This window comes from Flavobacterium sp. 25HG05S-40 (genome assembly GCF_052654735.1).
On sequence record NZ_CP199750.1, the window covers coordinates 1,367,149 to 1,392,778 of the forward strand.

The 25,630-nt window shown below is 37.7% G+C and carries 16 protein-coding genes; 9 read left to right on the forward strand and 7 right to left on the reverse strand.

What is annotated here, in order from left to right:
• The first annotated feature begins 214 nt into the window (after positions 1–214).
• From ACULEU_RS05820 to ACULEU_RS05845, 6 genes are all read left to right on the forward strand, one after another.
• Entirely contained in the window at positions 215–886 is a 672-nt protein-coding gene (locus ACULEU_RS05820; RefSeq protein WP_445454505.1) for a hypothetical protein, read from the forward strand.
• Between the two features lie 208 nt (positions 887–1,094).
• Complete coding sequence (locus ACULEU_RS05825) at positions 1,095–2,981, forward strand: carboxylesterase family protein (protein ID WP_445454506.1); 1,887 nt, start codon at positions 1,095–1,097, stop codon at positions 2,979–2,981.
• 185 nt (positions 2,982–3,166) lie between these two features.
• Entirely contained in the window at positions 3,167–3,706 is a 540-nt protein-coding gene (locus ACULEU_RS05830; protein WP_445454507.1) for a hypothetical protein, read from the forward strand.
• 93 nt (positions 3,707–3,799) lie between these two features.
• A complete protein-coding gene (locus ACULEU_RS05835) occupies positions 3,800–4,186 on the forward strand; it encodes a hypothetical protein (protein WP_445454508.1) in 387 nt (128 codons plus the stop codon).
• A 163-nt stretch (positions 4,187–4,349) separates the two neighbouring features.
• Complete coding sequence (locus ACULEU_RS05840) at positions 4,350–5,183, forward strand: hypothetical protein (protein ID WP_445454509.1); 834 nt, start codon at positions 4,350–4,352, stop codon at positions 5,181–5,183.
• Between the two features lie 171 nt (positions 5,184–5,354).
• On the forward strand, positions 5,355–5,783 hold the full coding sequence (locus ACULEU_RS05845; RefSeq protein ID WP_445454510.1) for a DUF1801 domain-containing protein: 429 nt from the start codon (positions 5,355–5,357) through the stop codon (positions 5,781–5,783).
• Between the two features lie 69 nt (positions 5,784–5,852).
• Here the strand turns inward: ACULEU_RS05845 and ACULEU_RS05850 are convergent, their stop codons facing one another.
• The 3 genes from ACULEU_RS05850 to ACULEU_RS05860 form a co-directional block, all read right to left on the reverse strand.
• Entirely contained in the window at positions 5,853–7,379 is a 1,527-nt protein-coding gene (locus ACULEU_RS05850; protein ID WP_445454511.1) for a carboxypeptidase-like regulatory domain-containing protein, read from the reverse strand.
• Positions 7,380–7,393: 14 nt separating this feature from the next.
• On the reverse strand, positions 7,394–7,855 hold the full coding sequence (coaD, locus tag ACULEU_RS05855; protein ID WP_445454512.1) for a pantetheine-phosphate adenylyltransferase: 462 nt from the start codon (positions 7,853–7,855) through the stop codon (positions 7,394–7,396).
• 81 nt (positions 7,856–7,936) lie between these two features.
• The gene (locus ACULEU_RS05860; protein ID WP_445454513.1) at positions 7,937–8,923 is read right to left on the reverse strand and encodes a D-alanine--D-alanine ligase; all 987 of its coding nucleotides are present in this window, start codon (positions 8,921–8,923) and stop codon (positions 7,937–7,939) included.
• Between the two features lie 547 nt (positions 8,924–9,470).
• On the opposite strand from ACULEU_RS05860, the gene ACULEU_RS05865 reads away from it, so the two are divergent.
• Both ACULEU_RS05865 and ACULEU_RS05870 read left to right on the forward strand, forming a co-directional pair.
• Positions 9,471–10,091, forward strand: a complete 621-nt coding sequence (locus ACULEU_RS05865) for a PASTA domain-containing protein (protein ID WP_445454514.1) — start codon at positions 9,471–9,473, stop codon at positions 10,089–10,091.
• Positions 10,081–11,124: an RluA family pseudouridine synthase gene (locus ACULEU_RS05870; protein WP_445454515.1), complete on the forward strand. Its 1,044-nt coding sequence runs from the start codon at positions 10,081–10,083 to the stop codon at positions 11,122–11,124. Before ACULEU_RS05865 ends, ACULEU_RS05870 begins: the two co-directional genes overlap by 11 nt.
• Positions 11,125–11,153: 29 nt before the next feature.
• On the opposite strand, the gene lgt is transcribed toward ACULEU_RS05870, so the two are convergent.
• The 4 genes from lgt to folE form a co-directional block, all read right to left on the reverse strand.
• Positions 11,154–12,074 (reverse strand): prolipoprotein diacylglyceryl transferase, encoded by a 921-nt coding sequence (lgt, locus tag ACULEU_RS05875; RefSeq protein ID WP_445454516.1) that lies wholly within the window; start codon positions 12,072–12,074, stop codon positions 11,154–11,156.
• A gap of 69 nt (positions 12,075–12,143) precedes the next feature.
• Positions 12,144–12,386, reverse strand: a complete 243-nt coding sequence (gene yidD / locus ACULEU_RS05880; protein WP_445454517.1) for a membrane protein insertion efficiency factor YidD — start codon at positions 12,384–12,386, stop codon at positions 12,144–12,146.
• A gap of 11 nt (positions 12,387–12,397) precedes the next feature.
• On the reverse strand, positions 12,398–13,876 hold the full coding sequence (cysS, locus tag ACULEU_RS05885) for a cysteine--tRNA ligase (protein ID WP_445454518.1): 1,479 nt from the start codon (positions 13,874–13,876) through the stop codon (positions 12,398–12,400).
• Positions 13,877–13,976: 100 nt separating this feature from the next.
• Positions 13,977–14,648: a GTP cyclohydrolase I FolE gene (gene folE, locus ACULEU_RS05890; protein WP_445454519.1), complete on the reverse strand. Its 672-nt coding sequence runs from the start codon at positions 14,646–14,648 to the stop codon at positions 13,977–13,979.
• 157 nt (positions 14,649–14,805) lie between these two features.
• Between folE and ACULEU_RS05895 the strand changes: the two genes are divergently transcribed.
• The gene (locus ACULEU_RS05895) at positions 14,806–25,353 is read left to right on the forward strand and encodes a T9SS type B sorting domain-containing protein (protein WP_445454520.1); all 10,548 of its coding nucleotides are present in this window, start codon (positions 14,806–14,808) and stop codon (positions 25,351–25,353) included.
• Positions 25,354–25,630: the final 277 nt, after the last annotated feature.

Sequence of the window (25,630 nt, forward strand, 5' to 3'; positions counted from 1 at the left end):
TTTGTACAGATTATTTTGTACATTTTTGATAGGTATCAAAAATACTGCCAGTGTGTTAACCTTTTTTTGAAAAAACGATTGACACAGTTCTAAATGGATTGATACAGATTATGGATTACAGCAAAAAATGTAAGGTTAAATTGTAATAAATTTATATATTAGCGGAACTAGGGATGGGTTTTATCAGGCCTGTTTGCTAGTTAACATTAAGTTTATGACAAACAATGAAATAAAAGAGACTATCAACCAAAATAGTGCTGAAAAAAATAGTATTTATCTAAATATCGTTTTAGATAAATGTAATGCTGTATCAAAAGAAGGAAATGTAATAGCATTAGTGATGTTATTGCTCATATTGCTATATTATTTAGCCGACGCAACAAAATCAGGATCAGTTGAAATTGGTCCTTTATCATTCAGTAATTTAAATGCAATCAAGATATTTATCCCATTAGTTTTTGCATTTTTAATTTTCAGATTTGTTTTGTTAAGTGCACACAAAGCAGAACTCCATAAAATTGTAAAAGAATATACAATCGAGTTTTTTAACTATAAAAATCCAATTCAAAATGATGTTACGCAAATGGATGATTTTACTAGAAGTTTACTTCCTTTTTCATTATTTAGTGAACTTGGAACACTGAGTTACAAAGGGAAATCTAAACTTGGATGTTTTGGAGCTTTATTAATATTCCCTATAATTTTATTTTCATTTATTCCATTTCTTTTAGAATTCTACTGGATTAAAGAATTTGTTTTAAAATATGATTCATTAAATGCAACCGAAAAATGGTCTATTAACATAACTATATGGATAATAGCTCTTTCAATATATTACTTTATACATAATATAATTATAAACATTAAAGAAAACCGAGTTCAATAAAACCTAATGGTAACAGCCGTTTCTCGCAATTGCGAGTTTTGTGGTAAGTTGACGTTTGCGTTCCACAAGAATTTTTATCTTTAACAGAAAATCTAAAGTTCCGAACTTCGCCACTGACGCTAAGCATCGACCGTTAGCCGTCATTGTAAAAAAAACTCGGAAAATTCAAGAATATAATGCAATTTTCAATAAAAAAAAATGTGACACGATGATGAAAGTTAAAATCCTTTTTTTTCTATTAATAATTACCCAAATCGGACTTGGGCAGAATTTAGCGCTTGACAAAATAAGGTTTTTAAAATTTACTCCTTTCGTAGATGGTAAGTTAGATGAAGGATTAAAAAATCTTCAAGAAAAAAAATTTAATCATTTTTATCGTTTCGACAATCCAGATACAGATTCTATTGGTGTAACCTATCGTATGGCATACACACCAACGCATTTGTATTTTTACATAGAAACAAAAGCGGACAGTATTACAAACAGGGATAGAGGATTTATAAATGGTGATGGTTTTAAACTCCTACTTGCAAAACCACAAAAAGATTCCTTAACAGATGAATATTACGATATTGTATTCGCAGCAACAAAGGATAAAAATTCCCAAGCAAGAAAAAGGATTTGGGATTATAACAGACAGCAAAACATCGGAAAAAAACTTAGCACTGAAACTCAATTTGAAGAAAAATGTTATGATGGAAAATGTGGTTTTGAGGTATTATTAGCATGGAACGATATTGAGCCTTATCATCCGTGGTTTTCAGAACAATTGGGTTATAATTTATATTTCGCAAAAGCAATAAGTAATAACAATGCTTTCGGTTATTCGGTTGTAAAAGACGAAGGAATATGGGATGAGGAAATTCCTAAAAGGAATTTTATGAAGATTGTTTTTGAGAAACCAAAAACAGTAAACAAAGAATTTATCACGGCAAAAATTAAAAAAAGAAATATCAGTGTGGCTGAATCACTATTCTTAAATTTAATTTCTGTATCCGATAAAAGTTATTCTAAATTAATCGAAATTGAAATTCAAAACGACTCATCCAAAATAGTTTTCAATCGAAAAATAAATTTAAAACTCAATAAAAAATTACAAAATGAGTTATTGAAATGCGACCTTAATAGGTTACTTCCAAATCGTTATAATTTATTTGTTACATCAAACAAGGAAACTATTGCCCAATATGATTTTATTGTTTTTCCATTACTCAATTTCGATGAAATGAGATTGAAAATTTCAAATAACAGACATGCTTTAAAAATTGGAACGGTTAACACTTTGTTATTCAAAATGAATTTGATTGAAAAGAATTTAAACACACTAAAAGTGTATGAAACAGGGAAAGAACTATTCGATGAATATCTTGGGTTTGAAATTGAATATTCTCAGTTTTTAAGAGGAATTGACCCTTATCAAGGAATTACAAAATCTTATAGAAGAGCTTTTAAATCAAAATATGACAATACATATCAACCCTACACAATAAAACTACCAAAAGACTACGACCCAACTAAAAAATATCCACTACTAGTCTTTCTTCACGGTAGTGGTCAAGATGAACAAAATTTATTAAAAAGTGCAAGAAGCGGTGGAAATTTTATTGAACTGGCACCATTGGCAAGAGATATTTATCAGTGCTATGCTTCGGATAGTTCGCAGAACGATATTATAGAAGCAATTGAAGATGTAAAACTTCATTTTTCAGTGGATGCCAATAAAATAATTGTAGGTGGATTTTCTATGGGAGGTTATGGAGCATTAAGAACATTCTACCAAAATTCAGATTTATACAAAGGCGTTGCTATATTCGCTGGACACCCAGATTTAGCAAATGAATGGTTAGGAGAAGGACATCCTAATTTTTTAGACGATAAGTATCTAACCAATTTTTTGAATATTCCTGTATTTATTTATCACGGAAGAAAAGATGGTGCATTACCAATATCCAAAATAGAGGAATTAATAACTAAACTAAAATCAAAAAGTATTGCAGTAACAGAGCGATTAATCGAGAACAAAGCACATGAGTATCCAGACGAGGAGACAAATAATATTTACTTTAAATGGTTAACACAAATTGTCGAAAAATAAAACAATGAACCACTAATAGCAGCTTTGCGCAACCAGCCTGCAGGCTGGCAGGTATCTGGTCTAGTTCTTCTTAGCCGTAATTCACTAAATTGAAATTTTGCTTATCTTTCCAACTATAATTAAAAAGTCGCCACTGTTTGAAGCCGTGGCATGTTAGCTACATGTTAAAACAAATCTTTAAATAAATGAAAAATCTAACACTATTCTTATTTGCTTCACTATTTCTAGTTTCGTGTGCAACGGCACCATCAGCCCTAATTCCTCAATCATTTTCTTCAAACTCTAATGATGGAATGATTATAGGCACAATTGCTTTTGAAAATAAAAAGCCAATTTTTAATCAATACTTTTTTCATTATCTAGGAGAAAATGACAAATCAATATCAACTAGTAAAATGATAACAATAAGACCTGAACAAATGGTCGCTATGAAATTCAAACCTGATTTTTTCGATGAAAACAAAGCTGTATATTTTTTTTCAATAACTGAAGTGCAGGGTAAATATAGATTTACGACCTTACGTCTACATGAAAACGGAGGTTATATACAATCTCACGGACAAGTTCCAATAAATATAGATTTTAAAATAGAAAAAGGGAAAGTTAAATACCTTGGAGAGATTTATTTCAATTACAGTTATGGTACTCTAAAACTTAATGATGAAAAAGAAAGAGATATACAAAAATTCAAAGAAAAATATCCGAACTTAAATATCACCGAATAACACTGTAGCTAACAGCGGCTTCAAACAATAACTAGTTTGTCTTTAGCGATGCGCCGTTACCCCAACAATGCAGATAACCTAAATCAATATACAATGTCTAAAACCTTAATTGTTATCGCTTTTGTGTTTAGTTTCACTTTAAATGCACAAACTTCAAAATGTAATGCTGCCCATATTGGCACTTTCGAACTTGACTCAAAAGAGTATGGAATTACAAAAATTGAACGAACTGAAAACTCTCAAATTGAAACAAATGAGTTTATGGGATTTCAGGCACAGTATGATGTTGTTTGGATTGACGATTGTCACTATGAACTTCAACATAAAAAAGTTCTTAAAGGAGAAATCCGTCCTGAAAGCAAGCCAACAGATATCATGAAAGCTGAGATTTTAAAAATAGAAGGGAAGATAATATTCTTAAGGCTTAGTTCAAATTTTTCTGATTTTGTTGTCGATTGTGAAATGGTAAAAATAAAGTAACGGAAGCTAACCGCCGTTTAAAGCAATAGCTGACTTATATTCCTCAGCCTCTAATTACGAAGTTGAAATTTTGCTTATATTTCTGATTATAATTTAAAAAGCCACCACTGATTCATACCACGACATGTTGGTGTCAATGTTCGAAACTGCAAACAAAAAGACTATGAATATATTTAGAGTATTAATTTTAATTCTGGCATTTTCACTTGTAACAAGCTGTGAATTTATCCAAGACAGTTTGACATTTAAAGACAAAACAGAAGATTTTGTAGAAACCCTTTTGAAAAAAGACTATGACAAATGTATCTCACAGATGGCCATGGAAAGTGAAAAGGGGAAAAACACAAACCTTGATACTTTACGATTAGGATTAAATCAATTTAGAGTATTAATAGAGCGAAACTTTGGGAATAATTTTGAGTATTCACTCATGAAAGCAGAAAAAAAGATTTCTTCTGTTCCAAGTGAGAATACACCTCCTGACGCAACACTTGCTTTAATTGAGTTTTCCAATGAAAAAGAATTTGGTGTATTTGAAGTTTTGTTTGATGACAACTCCAAAAAGATAATCACTATCCAAATGCTTGAAGTAAAAGAAGAAAAACCCAATATGATGCTTTTTTGGTTCTTTGGACTTTTGCCTTTAATCGTGTTACTTTTCAATATTTATGTAATTAGAAAAATTAGAAAAAGTAGTTTGAGAAAAAAAGGGTGGAAATATTTAGCGGTGTTATTTTTTAACGTACCTGCAATTTCATATGCCGCCGTTGGAGGGCTATCATTTAAGCTGTTAAACTTTCAAATACTTTTTGGTATTAGTTTCAGTTTTATGGGGTATCTAGGTTCTGTATGGACTTTTGGAATTCCATTAGGCGGAATCTATTGGTTATGGAAAATAAAACAGCATAATGACAATGAAGTCGTTGAGAAGCATAGTATTGATAGGAAAGAAACTGAAGATGAAAGCGCAGTCACCAACAGTAGTATCGAACAGTAGCTTGTTTAGTTTTTAGCTACGCTCCGTTCGCCCACTATTGTGAACTCGGGTCTTAGCTGAAAATTACTAAGTTGAAATTTTTACTTATCTTTCCGACTATAATTTACAGAGCAGTTATAGTATCCGTCCCCGAAACAATATAGTTAAGCGTAAACAAAATTGTAAATAAAAATGAATCGAAATTTAGACCCAAAATTCGTTACATTATTAGAACATAAAGAGCCCAATTTAGTGCGCATGTTTTATGATTTGAGAGATTACATTATTGAAATGTATCCGGATTGTAACGAGTTACTCTATCACACCCATGCTTTGACCACCGTTTTTTCGATTTCTGAAAAGCTTTCGGATGCATTTTGTATGATTCCAATATATACAAATCACTTAAATTTAGGATTTAATAAAGGGACACTGCTAGAAGATGAGCATAATTTGTTACTTGGAACGGGTACTCTAATTCGACATATTCCCATAAAAACTGAAAATGATTACAGAAATAACAGCGTTGAAAAATTAATCAGAAATGCCGTTGATTTTGCTAAAAATGACATGGACAAACCAACTAAATCAACTGGGCAAGTAATTTCAAAAATAAAATAAAGCCAACTGATAAAGGTGCTTTAGCTTACGTTCCCAAAATTGCTAAGTTGATTTTATGTATCTTTAAACCTAATCCACAGACCGAAATTGCTTCATTTCCTCTACAGGCTCAATGGCGCTGTATTCCTTCCATATTTTAGGATCGTAGGATTTGAGCTTGATAAACGAAAAATCATCTTCAGCTAATTTTTGGATAGTAGCTTCTGAAGTCTCAGTACGGGAAATGTTTAGGAATTCGGTTTTCGTAATCGTGTTGGCTTCAATTTTCATTTCAAAGGCCACGACATCTTTTTCGCTATCGGTCAGTTCAATGAATTTTAGCGGTCTGTTCAGGTAAATATATTGTCCGGTTTCTTTAGAAGCATACTGCATATAATAGCCTTCTCCGACAGGATTTTTTTTGTAGATAAGTGTCCCGGAACTCACATTTTCTTGCGTTTTGACGCCCAAAAGGAATTTCATATTGAAGCCACTTACTTTCTTGCCTTCGTCTAAGGTAAAATCGGTTCTCAGTACCGCAAAATCCGACTCCGAAATGTATAATTTGCCACGGTAAATGGCTCTATTTTTTTTAGGTTTAAAACTTAAAACATAAATAAACTCATAATCGCTAGAGTAGGTAGCGCCTTCGTAGGTATACTCGTAAAGTTCGGTATCGTAGATGAATTCGAGTTTGCTTTTGTTCATCATACTCGTTTCAGATAAAAAGGAACTCAAACTGGTTTTCGTATTCGTTAATTGGCTCGTTTTTACTTTTTTCTTTTTCTGATTAAAATCTTTTCGCAAGGATAACGTATCGCGGGAACCAAAAAGACCGCTTTTAAGTCGGTAGTATTTAGTCGAATCCAAATGCGTCAACATGATGTCTCGAGTCGATTTTTCTAATTCCTCCAGCGAGGCAGAGCTGTTTTCGTTTTTCAGTTTAGTTGCTTTCATCACATCCAACTTGGCCAGATAATATGGCTTGTTGTCCTTTTCTGTTTTCAGCGTGTAGTAATTACAAAGGATGTCGGTGTATTCTTTGGGCGGCTGTGCAATTAGTTTGGAAGTATACGCACTCATTTGAGCATTAGCTTTCTTCAAAGCGTCTTTTGAAAATCCGGTAGATTTTTCAATCTCCACATCCAATTTCGAAGGTTTAAAGTTAGAGGACGTTCTGTAAAACAACATGTCTTTCGTGGGTTGTCCGTCTTTCTTATAATTGCGTACCAAATTGGCTTTGACGTTCGCCATAATTTCATTCGGACTCAACTTTTTGGCGACATTAACTTCATTAAGCTCAATGATAGCTGGAGTTAATTTAACGATATAGTCTTGGTCTTTCAATTGGCCTACGGTTAACAGACTATTCGCAAATCCGAGATAGGAGACTATTATTGGTGTAGTGTCAGCACTACTGTTTTCCGGCAAGGTAAAATAGCCTTCGGTGTTCGAAACCAAACTTTCCGAATTGTTGACCATGATGTTGGCGTAGGGAATACTTTCGCCGGTTTGCGCATCGATGATTTTTCCGGTGATGTTTTGGCTATAGCCAATTTGTATAAAAAGAAGGGTAGACAGTAAAAAGAATAGCGATTTTTTAGAGGCGTATAGCATTATTTTTTTCGTTTTTATTTTTTAGGAATTACAACACTTTCCGGTACCAAAACGGTATAATCACCGCCATTTCGGATGACATCGCGCACGATACTCGACGAAATATACGAAGTTTTAGAAGCGGTTAAAAGGAATACGGTCTCTATCTTAGACAACTTTCTATTGGTATGCGCAATGGCTTTTTCAAACTCGAAGTCGGCCGGATTTCGCAAGCCACGCAGAATGAATTCGGCATTCAATTTTCGACATAAATCAATCGTCAAGCCTTCATAAGTAATCACAGAAACCTTAGGTTCGTTTTTAAACGATTCTTCGATGAACTTTTTTCGGTCTTCTAAAGAAAACATGTATTTTTTATCGGCGTTGATACCAATAGCGACAACCACTTCATCAAAAAGCGAAATGCCTCTTTTGATAATATCATAATGACCTAAAGTAATCGGGTCAAACGAACCAGGGAAAACTGCTTTTTTCATAATGTTGAATGTTTTAAGGTACTTATTGTTGGTTAAAAGCAGCTTTACTAACAACTAACAACCTACAACCGACCACTTTATTTACCTTTTCCAAATAAGTTTCCTTTGTAAAGCTAAGCTTATTTCATTATCCAGCAAATCGCTAAACGGAATATTGGCATAAGCGGCTTGTTGCGGAAAAATACTTTGCGGCGATAAACCCGGATTGGTATTGATTTCGATGAAATGCGGAATGCCGTTCATAATGATAAAATCGGTTCGGGAAAAGCCTACCATTCCGAGGGATTGGTATACTTTTTTAGCGGTTTCGATAACTAAGGCCTCCAGTTCTTTGGAGATTCGGGCTGGCGTAATCTCTTCGGATTTGCCTAAATATTTGGCTTCGTAATCAAAGAATTCATTTTGAGATAGAATTTCGGTAATGCCTAAAACCTTAGTTGCTCCGTTAAAATGAAGCACACCCACAGAAACTTCCGTTCCATTCAAATAGGATTCAATAAGGATGTCGTTATCTTCTGCGAAAGCAAAATCTAAAGCTTTCGGTAAATCCTCCAGTGTACTCACCATCGAAACACCTAAACTACTTCCAGATTGGTTCGGTTTTACAAAAAAGGGCAGACCCAATTCGGCTTCGATTTGAGCTCCATCAATAACATCACCTTGTGAAATATAAATCGATTTTGCCTTCGGAATATTAAATTTGGACAAGACCGATAGCGTATCTCTTTTATTAAAAGTCAGACTCGATTGATAGAAGCTACATCCGGTGTACGGCAGTTCCAATAACTCCCAATACGCCTGCATGTGCCCGTCTTCTCCGGGAGTACCGTGAATGGTATTGACAATGACATCAAAAGATATTTTCTGTTGGTCTATAGTAACCGTAAAATCAGCTTTGTTGATGGGATATTTTTGACCCTCGATGACACAGTTCCAACCGTCTTTCAGGATATGAACTTCATAAGCTTGGTATTTCGATTTGTCTATATGATTTAGAATTAATTGACCACTTCGTAATGATATTACAGATTCTTCCGAATATCCACCCATTACTACTGCTACGTTCATTGAGGTTAGTTTTAGTTAAGACAAAATTATCATTTTTTTTCATATAACAGACTTGTTAGATTATTAGATTTTTAGAATCGCTTCGCTCTTGGATTATTAGAATCGGCTTCGCCTTCTAGATTATTAGAATCGGCTTCGCCTTCTAGATTATTAGAATCGGCTTAGCCTTTTAGATTATTAGAATCGGCTTCGCCTTTTAGATTATTAGAATCGGCTTCGCCTTTTAGATTATTAGAATCGGCTTCGCCTTTTAGATTATTAGAAGCGGCTGCGCCTTTTAGATTGTTAGAATCGGCTGCGCCTTTCAGATTGTTAGATTTTTAGATAAAGCTATGCCTTTTAGATTATTAGATGAACTGTGCTTTTGGATTACTGCATTTATGAGTTTATTTTTTCTAAAAGTCTAATAGCGAAGCATATCTAACAATCTAACCAATCTAAGAGCAAAGCGTATCTAAAAGTCTAACAATCTAAGAGCGAAGCGTATCTAAAAATCTATGAGCGTAGCGTATCTTTTTTATATCTTTGCGTAAATTAATTTTGCCTTATGAGTTTACGCGCGTATTTGACCAGTCGGGTTTTCGTTGCCCAAATTCTTGCCGCGATGGCAATAGTTGCGGTAATTGCCTATTTGTTTTTTCATTGGATTACGTTTACGACGCATCACGGACAGGAAATTTCGGTTCCTGATTTGAGTAAACTTTCAGCAGAACAAGCAGAAGAAAAACTAGCAGCCCTTGATTTGGACTATATTATTTTGGATACGGTTGATTTCAGACCCGATGCTCCCAAATTAACTGTTGTTGAACAAGAGCCCAAAGCCGGTTCTAAAGTAAAAGAAGGCAGAAAAATTTATTTAAAAATAAATGCTTCTACCTATACCATGGTTTCCGTTCCCGATTTAATCGAGAAAACCTATCGTCAGGCGATTCCAACCCTAGAAGCGGTTGGTTTAAAAGAAGGAACCATCAGTTACCGACCTTATTTAGGGAAGGATATGGTTTTGGAAATGCGCATGAATGGAAAGAAATTAAAATCAGGCGACAAAGTACTGAAGTCCTCCAAAATTGATTTGGTACTAGGCGACGGAAAAGTTGTTTTTGATGAAACTACGATAGATTCTACAGCGGTAGATTCAACGCAAATGCCCTCTTTAGATGCAGAATAATCCCGATAATAGTCCTGAACTAGAAGAAGAAGAATTATTTGAACACCATCGCCATGTTGCTGACAAAGGGCAGTCACTGTTGCGGGTAGATAAATTCTTAATGCAGCTCATCGCCAATGCTACGCGAAATAAAATTCAGAAAGCCGCAGAGGATGGAAACATTTGGGTTAATGATATTCCGGTAAAATCAAATTACCGTGTAAAACCTTTTGATGTCGTTCGGGTAATGCTCTCGCATCCGCCGTTTGAGAATTTGATTCTGCCGGAAGACATTCCGCTTGATATTGTCTATGAGGATGATGCTTTATTGGTCATCAATAAACCTCCGGGATTGGTTGTACATCCTGGACATGGAAATTATACCGGAACTTTGGTCAATGCTTTGGCTTTTCATTTTGAAAATCTACCTAAAAACTCCAGCGATCGCCCTGGATTAGTACACCGCATCGATAAAAATACATCAGGACTTTTGGTGATTGCTAAAACTGAAGTAGCGATGACGCATTTGGCCAAACAGTTTGAAGATAAGACAACGGAGCGTGAATATATTGCGTTGGTTTGGGGAAATGTCAAAGAGGAGGAAGGCACTATAGAAGGCAATATAGCCCGACACGTTAAAGACCGTATGCAAATGGCTGTTTTCCCCGAAGGCGATATCGGTAAGCACGCCGTTACCCATTATAAAGTATTGGAGCGTTTTGGCTATGTTACTTTGGTTTCCTGTAAATTAGAAACCGGAAGAACGCACCAGATTCGAGTTCACATGAAGTATATCGGGCACACCTTGTTCAATGATGAGCGTTATGGTGGCGATTTGATTTTGAAAGGCACTACGTTTACCAAATACAAGCAGTTTATCGACAATTGTTTTAAGACTTTGCCAAGACAAGCTTTACATGCTAAAACACTCGGATTTATTCATCCAACCACCAAAGAGTATATGCGCTTTGATACCGAATTACCGCAAGATATGACCGATTGCATCGAGAAATGGCGCAACTATGCCAAGTCCAATGCTAACGAAGAAGAATAAAAAAAATCCCCTCATTGAGGGGATTTTTTTTATTTGATGATATCGTCTTCTATAGGCTTTTCGGCGACGAATAAATAGTAGATTCCCAATAAGATAAACGGAATACTAAGCCATTGTCCGGTCGAAAATAATCCGAAGGTTTCTTCGATGCCTCCTTGACTTTCTTTCACGTATTCTACCACAAATCGAACCGACCATAATAGTATCAGGAAATAGCCAAAAATCAGACCATGCTTTTCCGCTGTTTTGGTTTTCCAATACAAGAAGAATAGGATAAAAAACACAAACACATAAGCGATAGCTTCGTATAATTGAGCCGCATGTTTCAGCGGAACTCTTTCTAATAATGCGGCGTATTTTGGATCGGTAACCAGCGTTTCATACGCTTGATTCACATCCGTAATTTTGGTAAGATTCACGACTTCTTTTGGAGAATAATAATCTCTGACAAAGCGAATTCCCAAAGGAGAATCGGTTACTTTACCCACGATTTCTGAGTTGAAGAAATTGCCAATTCGAACAAAAATAGCGCCACTTGCAACCGGAATTACTATTCGGTCTAAAATCCAAAGAATTGGTTTATGGATTACATTTTTACTATAAAAATACATCGCAATAATAATGGCTATCGCAGCACCATGACTAGCTAAGCCTTGAAAACCTGTAAAATGCAATTTTGGTTCAAACTTTACCGGAAGCAATATTTCCATGGGATTGTTTCTGAAATATTCCCAGTCGTAAAAGAATACCTGTCCCAAACGAGCTCCGAGTAAGGTCGCAATAACCGTCCAAATAAATAAGGTGTCTAATTTATCCTGAGCGATGTTTTCTCTTTTAAAAATAGGTTTCATGATGTACCAGCCTAAACCAAAGGCGATAACAAACATTAAACTATAGTAGCGAATAGTAAAAAAACCAAGATCTATTCCTTCTGTTGGATTCCAAATCATAATTATTGGGCTAAGTTTGGTTGTAAAAATAGTGATTTGTTCTAAAAAGTGTGATAAATTAAGGAAACTTTAATGCGAACACTTTTTTTCGGGAACCGGATCGTAGCCACTTTTTCCCCAAGGATGGCATCGAAAAATTCGGTGTAACCCAAGATAGGTTCCTTTGAATATACCATGAATTTTCAAGGCTTCGATAAAATAACTGGAGCAGGTAGGTTCAAATCGGCAACTCGCTGGCGTAAGCGGCGATACTACAATTTTGTAAACGTAAATCATTGCTAATAAGGGCGCTATTGCAATTTTTTTTAGCATATAATCCTAAATTAAGCGCTAAAAGTAGTACCGTCTTTGCCGTCTTTTAACTGAATTCCGAGTTCTAACAATTGGTCTCTGATTTGATCGGACAAAGCAAAGTTCTTATTGGCTCGGGCTTCATTTCGCATGCCGATCAACATCGATACTACACCGTCTAATTTTTCAGAATGATCGGTAGCATTTTTCTCATCCTTGATTCCGATAACATCAAAAGTGAACGTATGTAATGTTTCGGTTAACGTTTTTAAATCGGCTTCTGTCACCGTTTCCTTTCCGTCATTAATTAAATTCACAAATCGTATTCCGTCAAAAAGAGTTGCAATCAGTATCGGTGTATTGAAGTCATCATTCATGGCATCGTAGCAACTTTTTTGCCACGAGGCAATATCAAGGGTAGAAGTGGCACTCGACTTTAAATCTTTTAAAAGTTCCAAACTCTCCATCAAACGGTTGAACCCTTTTTCAGCTGCTAAAATTCCGTCATTGGTAAAATCAAGAATACTTCGGTAATGCGCCTGCATCATAAAGAATCGGGCTACGTTTGGTGAAAAAGCCTTAGTTAAAAACGGACTTCCGCCATTATAAATTTCGTTAGGCAAAATATTATTTCCGGTCGATTTTGACATCTTTTTACCATTCAGCGTCAGCATATTGGCGTGCATCCAATAGTTCACCGGACTATGCCCTGTGCAGGCTTCGTTTTGAGCAATTTCACATTCGTGATGCGGGAATTTTAAATCCATACCACCACCGTGAATATCAAAGGTTTCTCCGAGATATTTGGTGCTCATAGCGGTACATTCTAAATGCCATCCGGGAAAACCAATGCCCCAAGGCGAAGGCCAACGCATAATGTGCTCAGGTTCGGCTTTTTTCCATAAAGCAAAATCTTGCGGATTCTTTTTATCACTTTGACCATCGGTGTCACGTGTGTTGGTAAGCATTTCATCAATATTTCTACCGCTCAGTTTGCCATAGTGATGGTTTTCATTAAACTTCACCACATCAAAATACACCGAACCATTTTTTTCATAAGCAAATCCTTTTTCAATAATCTGTCTTACAATTTCAATCTGCTCAATTATATGTCCGGTAGCGGTCGGTTCAATGCTTGGCGGTAAAAAATTAAATTGATTCAATACATCATGAAAATCTACAGTATAACGCTGCACAATTTCCATCGGTTCCAATTGTTCTACGCGCGCTTTTTTGGCAATTTTATCTTCACCATCATCCACATCATCTACAATGTGACCGACATCTGTAATATTTCGGACATAGCGCACTTTATAACCCAAATGCAATAAATACCTGAAAATCATATCAAAAGACATGAACGTACGCACGTTTCCGAGATGTACATTGCTGTAAACCGTTGGGCCACAAACATACATGCCCACATTGCCGGCGTGTACCGGTTGAAACAGTTCTTTTTCTCCCGAAAGGGAATTGTATATTTTCAGTTGATGGTCTTTGTATCGTTGCATTTTCTTCGATTTTTTTCAGGAGCAATTTCCGGCTTTTCACTATATCTTTTTATCTCGTTCTAAAAACGAGATAAAAAGGATGCCGTTGCAATCCGGGCTATTAAAATTTAGTATCTAATTTAATGAAATCTAAAAACGCTCTTTTGGTCATTTCGTCTTTAAATTTCCCTCCATATTCAGAGGTAACCGTACTGCTTTCTATATCTCGTATGCCGCGCGAGTTGACACAAAGGTGTTTGGCGTCAATAATACAAGCCACATCATCAGTACCTAAAACCTGCTGTAGTTCTTGTACAATTTGCATCGTCAAACGTTCTTGTACCTGAGGTCTTTTGGCGTAATAGTCTACAATTCGGTTCATCTTGGAAAGCCCTACGACAGTTCCTTTAGAAATATAGGCAACATGTGCTTTACCTATTATAGGTAACAAATGGTGTTCGCAGGTAGAGTAGAGCGTTATGTTTTTCTCTACCAGCATTTCTCCATACTTATAGTTATTGGCAAAAGTAGAAGCCTTTGGTTTTTTATCCGGATTTAATCCTCCGAAAATTTCTTTGACAAACATTTTGGCCACACGATTCGGAGTACCTTTCAAACTGTCATCTGTCAAATCCATTCCGAGGGTATTCAACATGCTTTCGACGTCTTTTTTTATGAGTTCAATTTTTTGTTCGTCAGTCAAATTAAACGCATCATTTCTTACAGGGTTTTGCGCACTGGTTGCGATATGATTTTCTCCTAAATCGTCATTAATTTGGTCACTATTTGCCATTAAATTCTCTGTTAATTTGGGTTTTAAAAATAAAGTCACAAAGATAAATAATAAAATTCAATATAAACTTGTAAGTGTTAATATTTAAAATATTCAATTTTGCAGGTTGTCATTCTGTTAAATTTGTGTAAATTACGCCTCAAAAAACCAGAATACTATGAAAAGTAAAATTTTACTCTTTTTAACTTTACTCTTTATTAACGTTACATATTCACAAAATTTAATTGGAAATCCTGGATTTGAATTGGGAGGTTCTGGTATAGGTTTTGTCGCTAATGATACAGGATATAATGGTTTACTAGCGCCTTATTCAGGTACCTCTGTACCCGGAAATTTTGCGGTTATCAACAATCCAAATACCATTAATACCGCTGATTTTATTTATGAAGGTGATCATACCACCGGATCAGGTAGAATGTTGATTGTGGATGGAACTACCACAGCTGGAAGTCGCTTTTGGAGAGCTGGGAATACTGGTGCTGGAATAACTACCGCAGTAATCGGAACAACATACAGATTCAGTTACTGGATCAAATCAACTTCTAATTTAGGATCGCCAGCCAATGTTACGTTTCAGGTTATAGGAGGAACAGCTCCTGTTTTATTATCCGGATCTACGACAGCACCAGCACCAGCACAAAGTTGGAGACATGTAATTTATTCTTTTGTAGCCACGGCCACCACAGTGCAACTAGAACTTATCAATACCAATATAAGTAGCATCGGAAACGATTTTGCTATTGACGACATGATGTTGACAGACGATCTTATGATTTCTGTAAACCTTACAGACGCTGCTTGTGTTACGCCCAATGATGGATCGGTTACCGTAACAGGATTTGGAGGAACGCCTCCGTACACGAATTATACTTTAGTAGGAGGATCTATAAATCTAAATAATGCTACAGGTATTTTTACCAACATACCTCCAGGAACGTACACAGTTACTATCACAGATAGCGCAACGCCAACACCAGCAACGGTGACTATGACAAATATCAAAGTAGGACCGAAAATAACAGTCCCGGTTAATTCGCCCGTATGTGCTGGAAGTACTTTTCAACTTAATGCCAGCGGTAGTCCGTCGAATACGTATAGCTGGACATCGAACCCAGCCGGATTTACCTCAAACATTGCCAATCCAATAGTTACACCGACAGCCAATTCTACCATTTATACAGTAACTTCGACAGTAGGGGCTTGCGCTCCAATTACTAACTCGGTAACCATTACTCGTAATCCAATACCAAACGTAACTAGTACAAGTTTAGTACAGACGATTTGTCCGGGTAACAGAGCAACTTTTACCATTACAGGAACACCTAATACCACGGTTACTATAGAGGATTCAAGTGTGTTTCCGCCATTTTCTGATACATTTAATATAAATGCAGCAGGTATTGGTACTTATATAACAGGTGTACTAACAGAATCTGTTGTGTATGGATTAGTAAAGATCAAAGGATTCTTCACTTTGTGTGAGAGAGATCTTGTACCTGCAGCTATTTCTTTATCAGTAAATGTAATTCCAAACGGATGTGCTACGGTGGAAGCAGATCCAGCGCCAGGTACACCTGCATTAGATTTAACATTATGTACGCCTGGCGAGTGCAGAACATTGCAGGCTAATGTTTCACCAGTGCCTTCTACAACAAATTATACTGTATCACAAATACCATATTGTCCGCAAGCACCTTTCGCTAACCCAAGTTGGGTCCAATTGTATCCACTACCAGCAAGTGATCCGAGAACTTTAGGAGATGATGATTGGTCTGATGTGTTTAGTTTTCCTGCTGGTATGAATTTTTGTTTTTTTGGGAATAACTACAATTCTCTCCAGGTGGGTACCAATGGAATTATAACTTTTAAATATCATCCTCCGGAGCCTCCTCGTGATTTTCCGTTTTGTCGTTGGAATTATAATTTACCGATTCCAGATACATCTTATGCACCTCCTGCTTTAGCCAATGATGTAAGTAATTCGATAATGGGCGTGTTTCAAGATACTAATTTTGGTGTTGCTGATATAGCTCCCAATTCAAAAAACATTAATTATCAGGTTGTGGGTACTTATCCCTGCCGAAAATTTATTGTTAATTATAAAGATTTACCTCAATTTCTATGTGGAAATGATATTGGCGTTTCAACCATGCAAATTGTTCTGTACGAGGTGTCTAATATCATAGAAGTATATGTGCAGCGAAGAACAGCGTGTGAGCCACCATTAGCGGCTGATACTTGGAACGGAGGTCGAGGTACCATTGGTATAATGAATGCAACGGGTACGCAAGGCTATGCAGCGCCAGGTAGAAATGCAACGCCTTTTACTACTGATCCAACGCCAACAAATCCAAATAACGGAGATAACGTTTCAGAGGCATGGCGATTTACGCCAACGGGTCCAAGTGTGCCTCAAACCATCACATGGTATGAAGGGCCTGTTTCAGCTGGAGTAGTGGTAGGTACTGGACCAACAGTTACTGTTTGTCCAAATGTAACAACGACTTACACTTTGGAGTCTACCTATCAGGTATGCGGTGTTCCACAAACGGCTTCATCTACAACTACCTTAACAGTAAAAACCGATTTGACCGGCGCTCCTCGCGATTTAACGGAGTGTGGAACTGTTTTTGATTTAACAGTAAATACGAGTGTCATTTTAGGTTCATTGAACCCTTTAGAATATTTTATAACGTATCACACGAATCCAACAGATGCTGATTCAGGACGTAATCCAATTCCAAATCCAACGTCCTATTCTCCTGGAACGCTACCCGGAACTTACACCGTTTACGCTTCTATCTATTTGATTAATTTCAATTGTCACGTTGTTAAACCTTTTGATCTTATCATTAGTAATTGTTCCATTCGTATAGGGAATTTAAGTGACCTTAGAGTATGTGAGGAACCCACAAATCTAGGGACTGGAGTATTTGACTTAACACAACAAATTACACCTGCGTTAGATGGACAGATTGCTGCCAATTATACCATTACTTTTCACAATACACAACCTCAGGCTACCGCAGGAACACCGAGTATTCCTGGACCCTTGGCGACTTTTAATGGAGTAGAGGGACAAATAATATATGTTAGAATAACAGATAATAGTGATAACACTATTTTTGCAACGACATCGTTTACTTTGCATGTTAATTTATTACCCACTGCAACAATATCAGGAACCACAACTGTTTGTAGAAATGCTGCAAGTCCTAATATTACATTTACCGGAGCTGTTGGAATAGCACCTTACACATTTACTTATATAGATCCAGCTGGAGCATCTCAGACGATTTCGACAACCGTTGGAAATACAGTTACCCTTCCGGTTTCTACTTCCACGGACGGCGTATTTACTTATACCTTAATTAGTGTTCAGAGCTCTGGAACTCCCGCATGTTCTCAGTTGCAATCAGGCACAGCAACCGTAACGGTTAATCAATTACCAACCGCGACAATTTCTGGAACAACTTCAGTATGTAGAAACGATCCTAGTCCGAATATCACATTTACAGGAGCTAACGGAGTTGCGCCTTACACATTTACATATAGTACTGACGGTGGCGTCACAACAATAACATCACCTGCAAGTACAGGAAATATATTTACATTACCAGTTGCGACTGGTGCAGTTGGAACCTTTACTTATACCCTGATTAGTGTACAAAGCTCTGGAACGCCGGCTTGTTCTCAGTTACAATCGGGTAGTGCCACCGTTACAGTTACTTCATTGCCAACAGTAGCAATCTCGGGAACAACAACGATCTGTTCAAATACAAGTACTACGATTACCTTTACTGGTACTCCGACTGCCATTGTAGATTATACAGTTGACGGAACTCCTGCTCAAATTACATTAGATGGTTCAGGAGTCGGCACAGTAATTACCCCTAACCTAACAATTAATTCTGTTTACAGTTTGGTTAGTGTTAATTTGACTACTTGTGGACAAAATATAAGTGGTACAGCAACAGTTACAATAAGGGCATTGCCAACAGCAACAATTTCCGGAACAACATCGGTATGCAGAAATGCGACTAGTCCTAATATCACTTTTGCAGGAGCGAACGGGACAGCACCATATACATTTACTTACTTAGATCCAAGTGGAGCAACTCAGACGATTTCGACAACCGTTGGAAATACAGTTACCCTTCCTGTTTCTACTGCTACGGATGGAGTATTTACGTATACCTTAATCAGTGTTCAAAGTTCTGGAACGCCGTCGTGTTCTCAGTTGCAATCAGGAATAGCTACTGTAACGGTTAATCAATTGCCAACGGCATCAGTTTCCGGTACCACGTCAGTTTGTTTGAATACACCTAGCCCTAGTGTAGTTTTCACTGGAGCTAACGGAATTGCGCCTTACAGATTTACTTATAGTACTGACGGTGGCGTTACAACAATTACATCACCTCCAAGTACTGGAAATACATTTACACTTCCAGTTGCTACAAGTACTGCAGGAACATTTACTTACACTTTAATCAGTGTTCAAAGTTCTGGAGCACTTGCTTGTTCTCAGTTACAATCGGGTAGTGCAACTGTTACAGTTACTTCATTGCCAACAGTAACAATCTCTGGAACAACAACAATCTGTTCAAATACTAGTACTACGATTACCTTTACTGGTACTCCAACTGCCATTGTAGATTATACCGTTGATGGAACTCCTGCTCAAATTACATTAAATGGTTCAGGAGTTGGAACAGTAATTACCCCTAACTTAACGATTAACTCTATTTATAGTTTGGTTAGTGTTAATTTGACTACTTGTGGACAAAATATTAGTGGTACAGCAACAGTTACGGTAAGAGCATTACCAACTGCAACAATTTCCGGAACAACATCGGTATGCAGAAATGCGACTAGTCCTAATATCACTTTTGCAGGAGCGAACGGGACAGCACCATATACATTTACTTACTTAGATCCAAATGGAGCAACTCAGACGATTTCGACAACCGTTGGAAATACAGTTACCCTACCTGTTTCTACTGCTACGGATGGAGTATTTACTTATACCTTAATCAGTGTTCAAAGTTCTGGAACGCCGTCATGTTCTCAGTTACAATCAGGAACAGCAACCGTGACGGTTAATCAATTGCCAACGGCATCAGTTTCCGGTACCACGTCAGTTTGTTTGAATGCACCTAGCCCTAGTGTAGTTTTCACTGGAGCTAACGGAATTGCGCCTTATAGATTTACATATAGTACTGACGGTGGTGTTACAACAATTACATCACCTCCAAGTACTGGAAACACATTTACACTTCCAATTGCTACAAGTTCTGCGGGAACATTTACTTACACTTTAATCAGTGTTCAAAGTTCTGGAGCACTTGCTTGTTCTCAGTTACAATCGGGTAGTGCCACTGTTACAGTTATAGCATTACCTACAGCTACCATATCTGGAACTACATCGGTTTGTCAAAATGCATCAAATCCATTGATAACATTTACAGGTTCCAATGGAACAGTACCCTATACCTTCACCTATTTAGATGAAAATGCAGTTTCGCAAACAATCTCAACTACCTCAGGAAATAGCGTAACAATTCCAGTTTCTACTAGTGCTACCGGTTCATTTACTTATCAATTGGTTAGTGTTACAAGTTCTGGAACCACGGCTTGTTCCCAATTACAATCTGGCTCAGCTACTGTTACGGTAGTGCCTTTGCCCACAGCTTCAATTTCAGGAACAACGGCTGTTTGTCAAAATGCTCCAAATCCATTGATTACATTTACAGGTGCTAATGGAGTTGCACCTTATATATTTACCTATTTAGATCCAAGTGGTTCAACTCAGACGATTTCGACTACAGTTGGAAACAGTGTCACACTTTCAGCTCCTACCGGAACAGTTGGTATATTTACTTATCAATTGGTTAGTGTAACAGGCTCTGGAGCTACGGTTTGTTCTCAACCTCAAGTTGGTTCTGCAACAATTACAATCAATCCTTCACCAACAGCAACGATTTCAGGAACAACCTCGGTATGTATGGGAGCTAGTCTTCCTGTTGTAACTTGGACTGGTGCCAATGGAACTGCTCCATACACTTTTAACTATACGTTGAATACAGTTCCTTTTTCAATAACGACCACTTCAGGTGATAGTGTATCGCTTCCAATTCCATCAACTGCAACTGCTGCTACATATATCTATACTTTAGTTAGTGTAACTGATAGTAGTACAACAACATGCTCTCAAAATCAAACAGGAACTGCTACGGTAAATGTTATTGGAGCTCCAATAATTACTGCTCCAACTGATTATGTGGTTTGTGATGACAGTTTAAATAATGATGGGTTCTATTGTAGTTTTGATTTAACTACCAAAGATCCAGAAGTTACTTCAGTTGGTGGTCTAACTATAACCTATCATGAGACGCAACCAGATGCTGACTTAGGCGCTAACCCCATTACAACCGCATCGTATTGCAATATTAGACCAAGAATTCAACCAATCTTTGTACGTGTATTTGATCCAGCGGCACCAACGTGTTTTTCAACGACTTCGTTTAACTTAATTGTGAATCCTATTCCGATTCCAAATGCCACTATTGCTGATTATGAGTTATGTGATTACACTGGATTGCCAAATCAAGAGGTGTTCGATCTTTCAACTATGATTCCATCGATAACAGGTCTTTCAGGGGTAACGATACGATTCTATGATAATTTGACTGATGCTCAAAATCCAACTGGTGCGACTGCTACGCCATTACCTAATTTATACACATCCATCTCTAAACCGATTTGGTTTAATATTAGTGATAATGTCACAGGTTGTAATACAACAGGTAGTTTCAATCTAGTTGTTAATCCATTGCCACCAGCCAATACGCCGCCAACAATATTCCAATGTAGCAATGGTGTAACACCTACTGCTCAGTTTAATTTAACTATAAATGAAGCTGTAGTAACCGGTGGAACTCCAGGTTTAACGGTCACTTATTATAACAATCTTATTGACGCTCAAAATGAAAATATAGCGGCATCAATAACAACTCCTTTAACGTACACTGGTAGTGATAACGAAATTGTCTATATCAGAGTAGAAGATGCTAAGGGTTGCTATGCTACCACAACGCAATTATTAAGAGTAACTCCAGGCCCTGTTGCGAATACGCCTCCGCCATTGCAGTATTGTGACCCAAATAATGATGGCTTTGGAGATTTTGATTTGAATACAGCAACTGCTGCTATTGCAGGATCACCAGTTCCTTCTGGGGTTTCGGTAAGCTATCACGAAACACAGATTGATGCTGAGAGAGGGGCAAATCCAATTTCGTTAACAACCTTATATAGCAACATTCGCCGAGACTCACAAACTCTTTTTGTTCGTGTATTCTATACTTTGACAGGATGTGCCAATTATACTCAGTTGAAGTTAAGTGTAAACCCAACTCCAGAAGCTGTAGATCCTGCAGATTATGAGTTATGCGATGACAATCAGTTAACACCGGCTGATATTGGATTTGAGAATTTTAATTTAACAACTAGAATTCCGGAGATATTGGGAGTTATAAGTCCAACGACCGTAAATGTAACGTTTTATAACAACTTTTCTGACGCTCAATTAGGAACGGGTAACATTACCAATGTAACTTCTTATCCAAACGGAACTATCAACTCAGAAACGATTTATGTTAGGGTAGAATTTAGAGCTACTGGCTGTTTTGATATTGTACCGTTAACCTTGGTGGTTAATCCGTTACCAAATTCATTACAACCGAACTATCCACAATATTCGGTATGTGATAATGATCAAAGTTTAATTGGCTATGAGGTTTTTGATTTAGCAAGCAGAGTAAACAGCATCCTATTAGGACAACCGGGTATGACCGTTACTTTTTATGAAAGTTTTCCAGCAGCTCAAAACGGCACTACCGTAGGACAGATTTTCAATTTGTTTTACCAAAATACCGTGCAGTATGTTCAAACTTTAGGCGTTGTGATCACTAATCAGGCAACAGGTTGTCGTGTGGTTTCTTCGATGGATATCCGAGTAGAGCCATTACCAACCTTAGTTCCGCCTACCACACCGTATACGATTTGTGATCAGGATCAAGATGGAATAGCAACATTTAATTTAAACAGTCTACTTCCGGGCTTATTGGGTGGAGTAGGAACGTACATTGTTACTTTCCATGAAACACAAGATGATGCTGATAATAATGGTGCTAGTATTCCAAACCCAGCGTCGTATAACAATATCGTTCGTTATGTTCAGACTATTTATGTCAGAGCTGAAGATGCTATCACGGGCTGCGTTAGTGTTATACCCCTTGTACTAAATGTTAACCCAAGTCCAGTAGCACCAGTGTTGTTAGACGATATTGTAATCTGTGATACAGACAGCAATACTCAAAATGCCATCACTGCAGTAGATTTAACCCAGCGTACAGCGGATGTATTGGCACAACAGCCTTCATCAGGAAGCTATACGGTTACTTACTATACCAGTCTTGCAAATGCACAGACGGGTGTTGCGCTTAGTATCGTTACACCTAGAACTCATAGTGGTTCCAATGGCGATACGATTTGGGTTCGTGTAGAAGACGCCCTTACGCAGTGCTTCAATATTGGTTCGTTCCAATTGGAGATCAATATCCCGTTATTACTTACTACACCAACACCACTGAGTATTTGTGATGATGATGCTACACCGAACAATCAATTCACGGCCTTTGATTTAACGATAAAAGATGCCGAGATTAGTCAAAATCTAAATACCTCAGGCTATACAGTAACGTATTACTCAAGCTATGCTTTAGCACAAGCTGGAGGAGCAAGTGATATTCCGGATTTTACAAATTATACTAATGAAGGTGCTCATCCAGCAGTACAAACCTTAGGCGTTGTAGTGACTAGCCCTGATGGCTGTACTAGCGTTACGAGTTTGGATATCCGAGTACTTCCGATACCAACACCACGTACCAATCCACCAGCATTGACACCACAATGTGACTACAATAGTCCTGGAGATATGTTGGAGGTATTTGATTTAACGGTAAACGAAGCATACATTGCCAATGGCGTGACCAACCTTACCTTCCATTATTTCCCTACTCGTTTAGATGCGGAGAATAATACCAATGAAATCATTCCGGCTACTACAGCACTAGTGGGTAGCAATGTATTTATCCGAGTAGAGAATACTCAGGTGGATTATCTAGGAAACCGCTGTTATGTTATCGTGGAGCAAGCCTTAACGGTGAACCCGCTACCAACAGTAATACAGCCTTTGAATCCTTACAGAGCTTGTGATGACGATGCTGATGGTATTACAGTCTTTGATTTATCGAATCCGTTATTGGCACCACAGATATTGGGTAGTGCTACTACAGGACAATTGCCAGCCGATTATACCATAAGCTATTACCTAACGGCAGTAGGCGCCAATCCGGCAACCAATACCGGAGAAACACCACTACCGGCAAGTTATATCAATACGACATCACCTACTACCCAAACGATTTACATCCGTGTAGTGAACAAGGCTACAACTTGTGTAAACGCTACAGGAACACTAAATCTTGTAGTGGAGGATTATGCTGTGGCTAATGCTGTAACCCCTTATGATGCGTGTGACAGCGATACGCCAGATCCGTTTGATGGCGTGGAGGTACTTAATCTTGAGACACTGTGGAATGCAGAGGTGTTGGGGACTCAAAACCCAGCCATTTTCTTAGTGAGTTATTATACGGTTGATCCGACACTTAATCCAACAGCAATACCGCTTAGCTCGGCAGAGGCACAAGCTTATCAGACCGATCAGGATACGGATACGATTTGGATAAAAGTAGAGAATAGTAGCAACAGTATTACTCCGTTCTGTTCTGCCGTTACTCAGGCCAGTATTCGAGTAGAGCGCAAACCGAATCCTCAAATACAAACAGCCAACGGCATCACAAGCATCTGTGTTGATTTTACCGATGACACGGTACTTCGAGAACTGACCTTGAATAGTGGCATTGCCAATCCTGCAGATTATACCTTTGAATGGTTTGAAGTAGGCGATATGACTACTGTTTTAGGAACAGGATCGAGCTATACCGTAAATACGGCATTAGCAGGCGGAGGTGACAGAACCTATGTGGTGCATGTAACCAATAACTATAGTAACAGTTTAAACTGTGATTACACTTCAGCACCATTTGTGGTACGTCAGTCAGGTCCTGCAGTTATCCCAACGGGCACTACCGGATTTGTGGTAACCAATGCCTTTAGTGATTCTCAGAGTATTGTGGTGAACATCCAAGGGTATAGTACTAATTATCAGTACAGTTTGGATGATGGTCCAAGACAAATTAGTAATGTGTTTGAAAACGTTTCCTTTGAGCCACACATTATCCATGTTTGGGATATGACTGATGGCGTTGCGTACAGTTGTGATGAGTTGGAGATTCGCTTTGCACAGACGATTGATTATCCACATTACTTTACACCGAATGGAGACGGCTTTAACGATACTTGGTTTATCCGAGGATTGCAAGACCAACCAGGCGCTACTATCTATATCTTTGACCGTTATGGCAAACTCTTGAAACAGATTAGTGCCGCAGGTATAGGATGGGATGGAACCTACAACGGACATCTATTACCATCAGATGATTACTGGTTTACGGTTGATTATATTGAACCGGGCACGTCAGCACCGCGACAGTTTAAAGCTCACTTTACCTTGAAACGATAAACGAAAAAGGATACACAAAACCCCGTCTAGAAAGACGGGGTTTTTTTATGGTTGAAAGAAAATCAATAGTTGATTCTAGCCCCGACAGCAGTGGAAATCCTTTTTTATTGTTGAATAAAAACCCCTTCGACTACGCTCAGGGTGACCAACAATACAAAAGATTGCAACGTATGGCGGGAGCAATAGTGTAAAGAAGCAACTAGTGGTGCTACTGAAAAAGAAAATCCTGCCGAAGCAGGATTTCTGTGGAGTCGGGGAGAGTAGCCATGCTCATCTC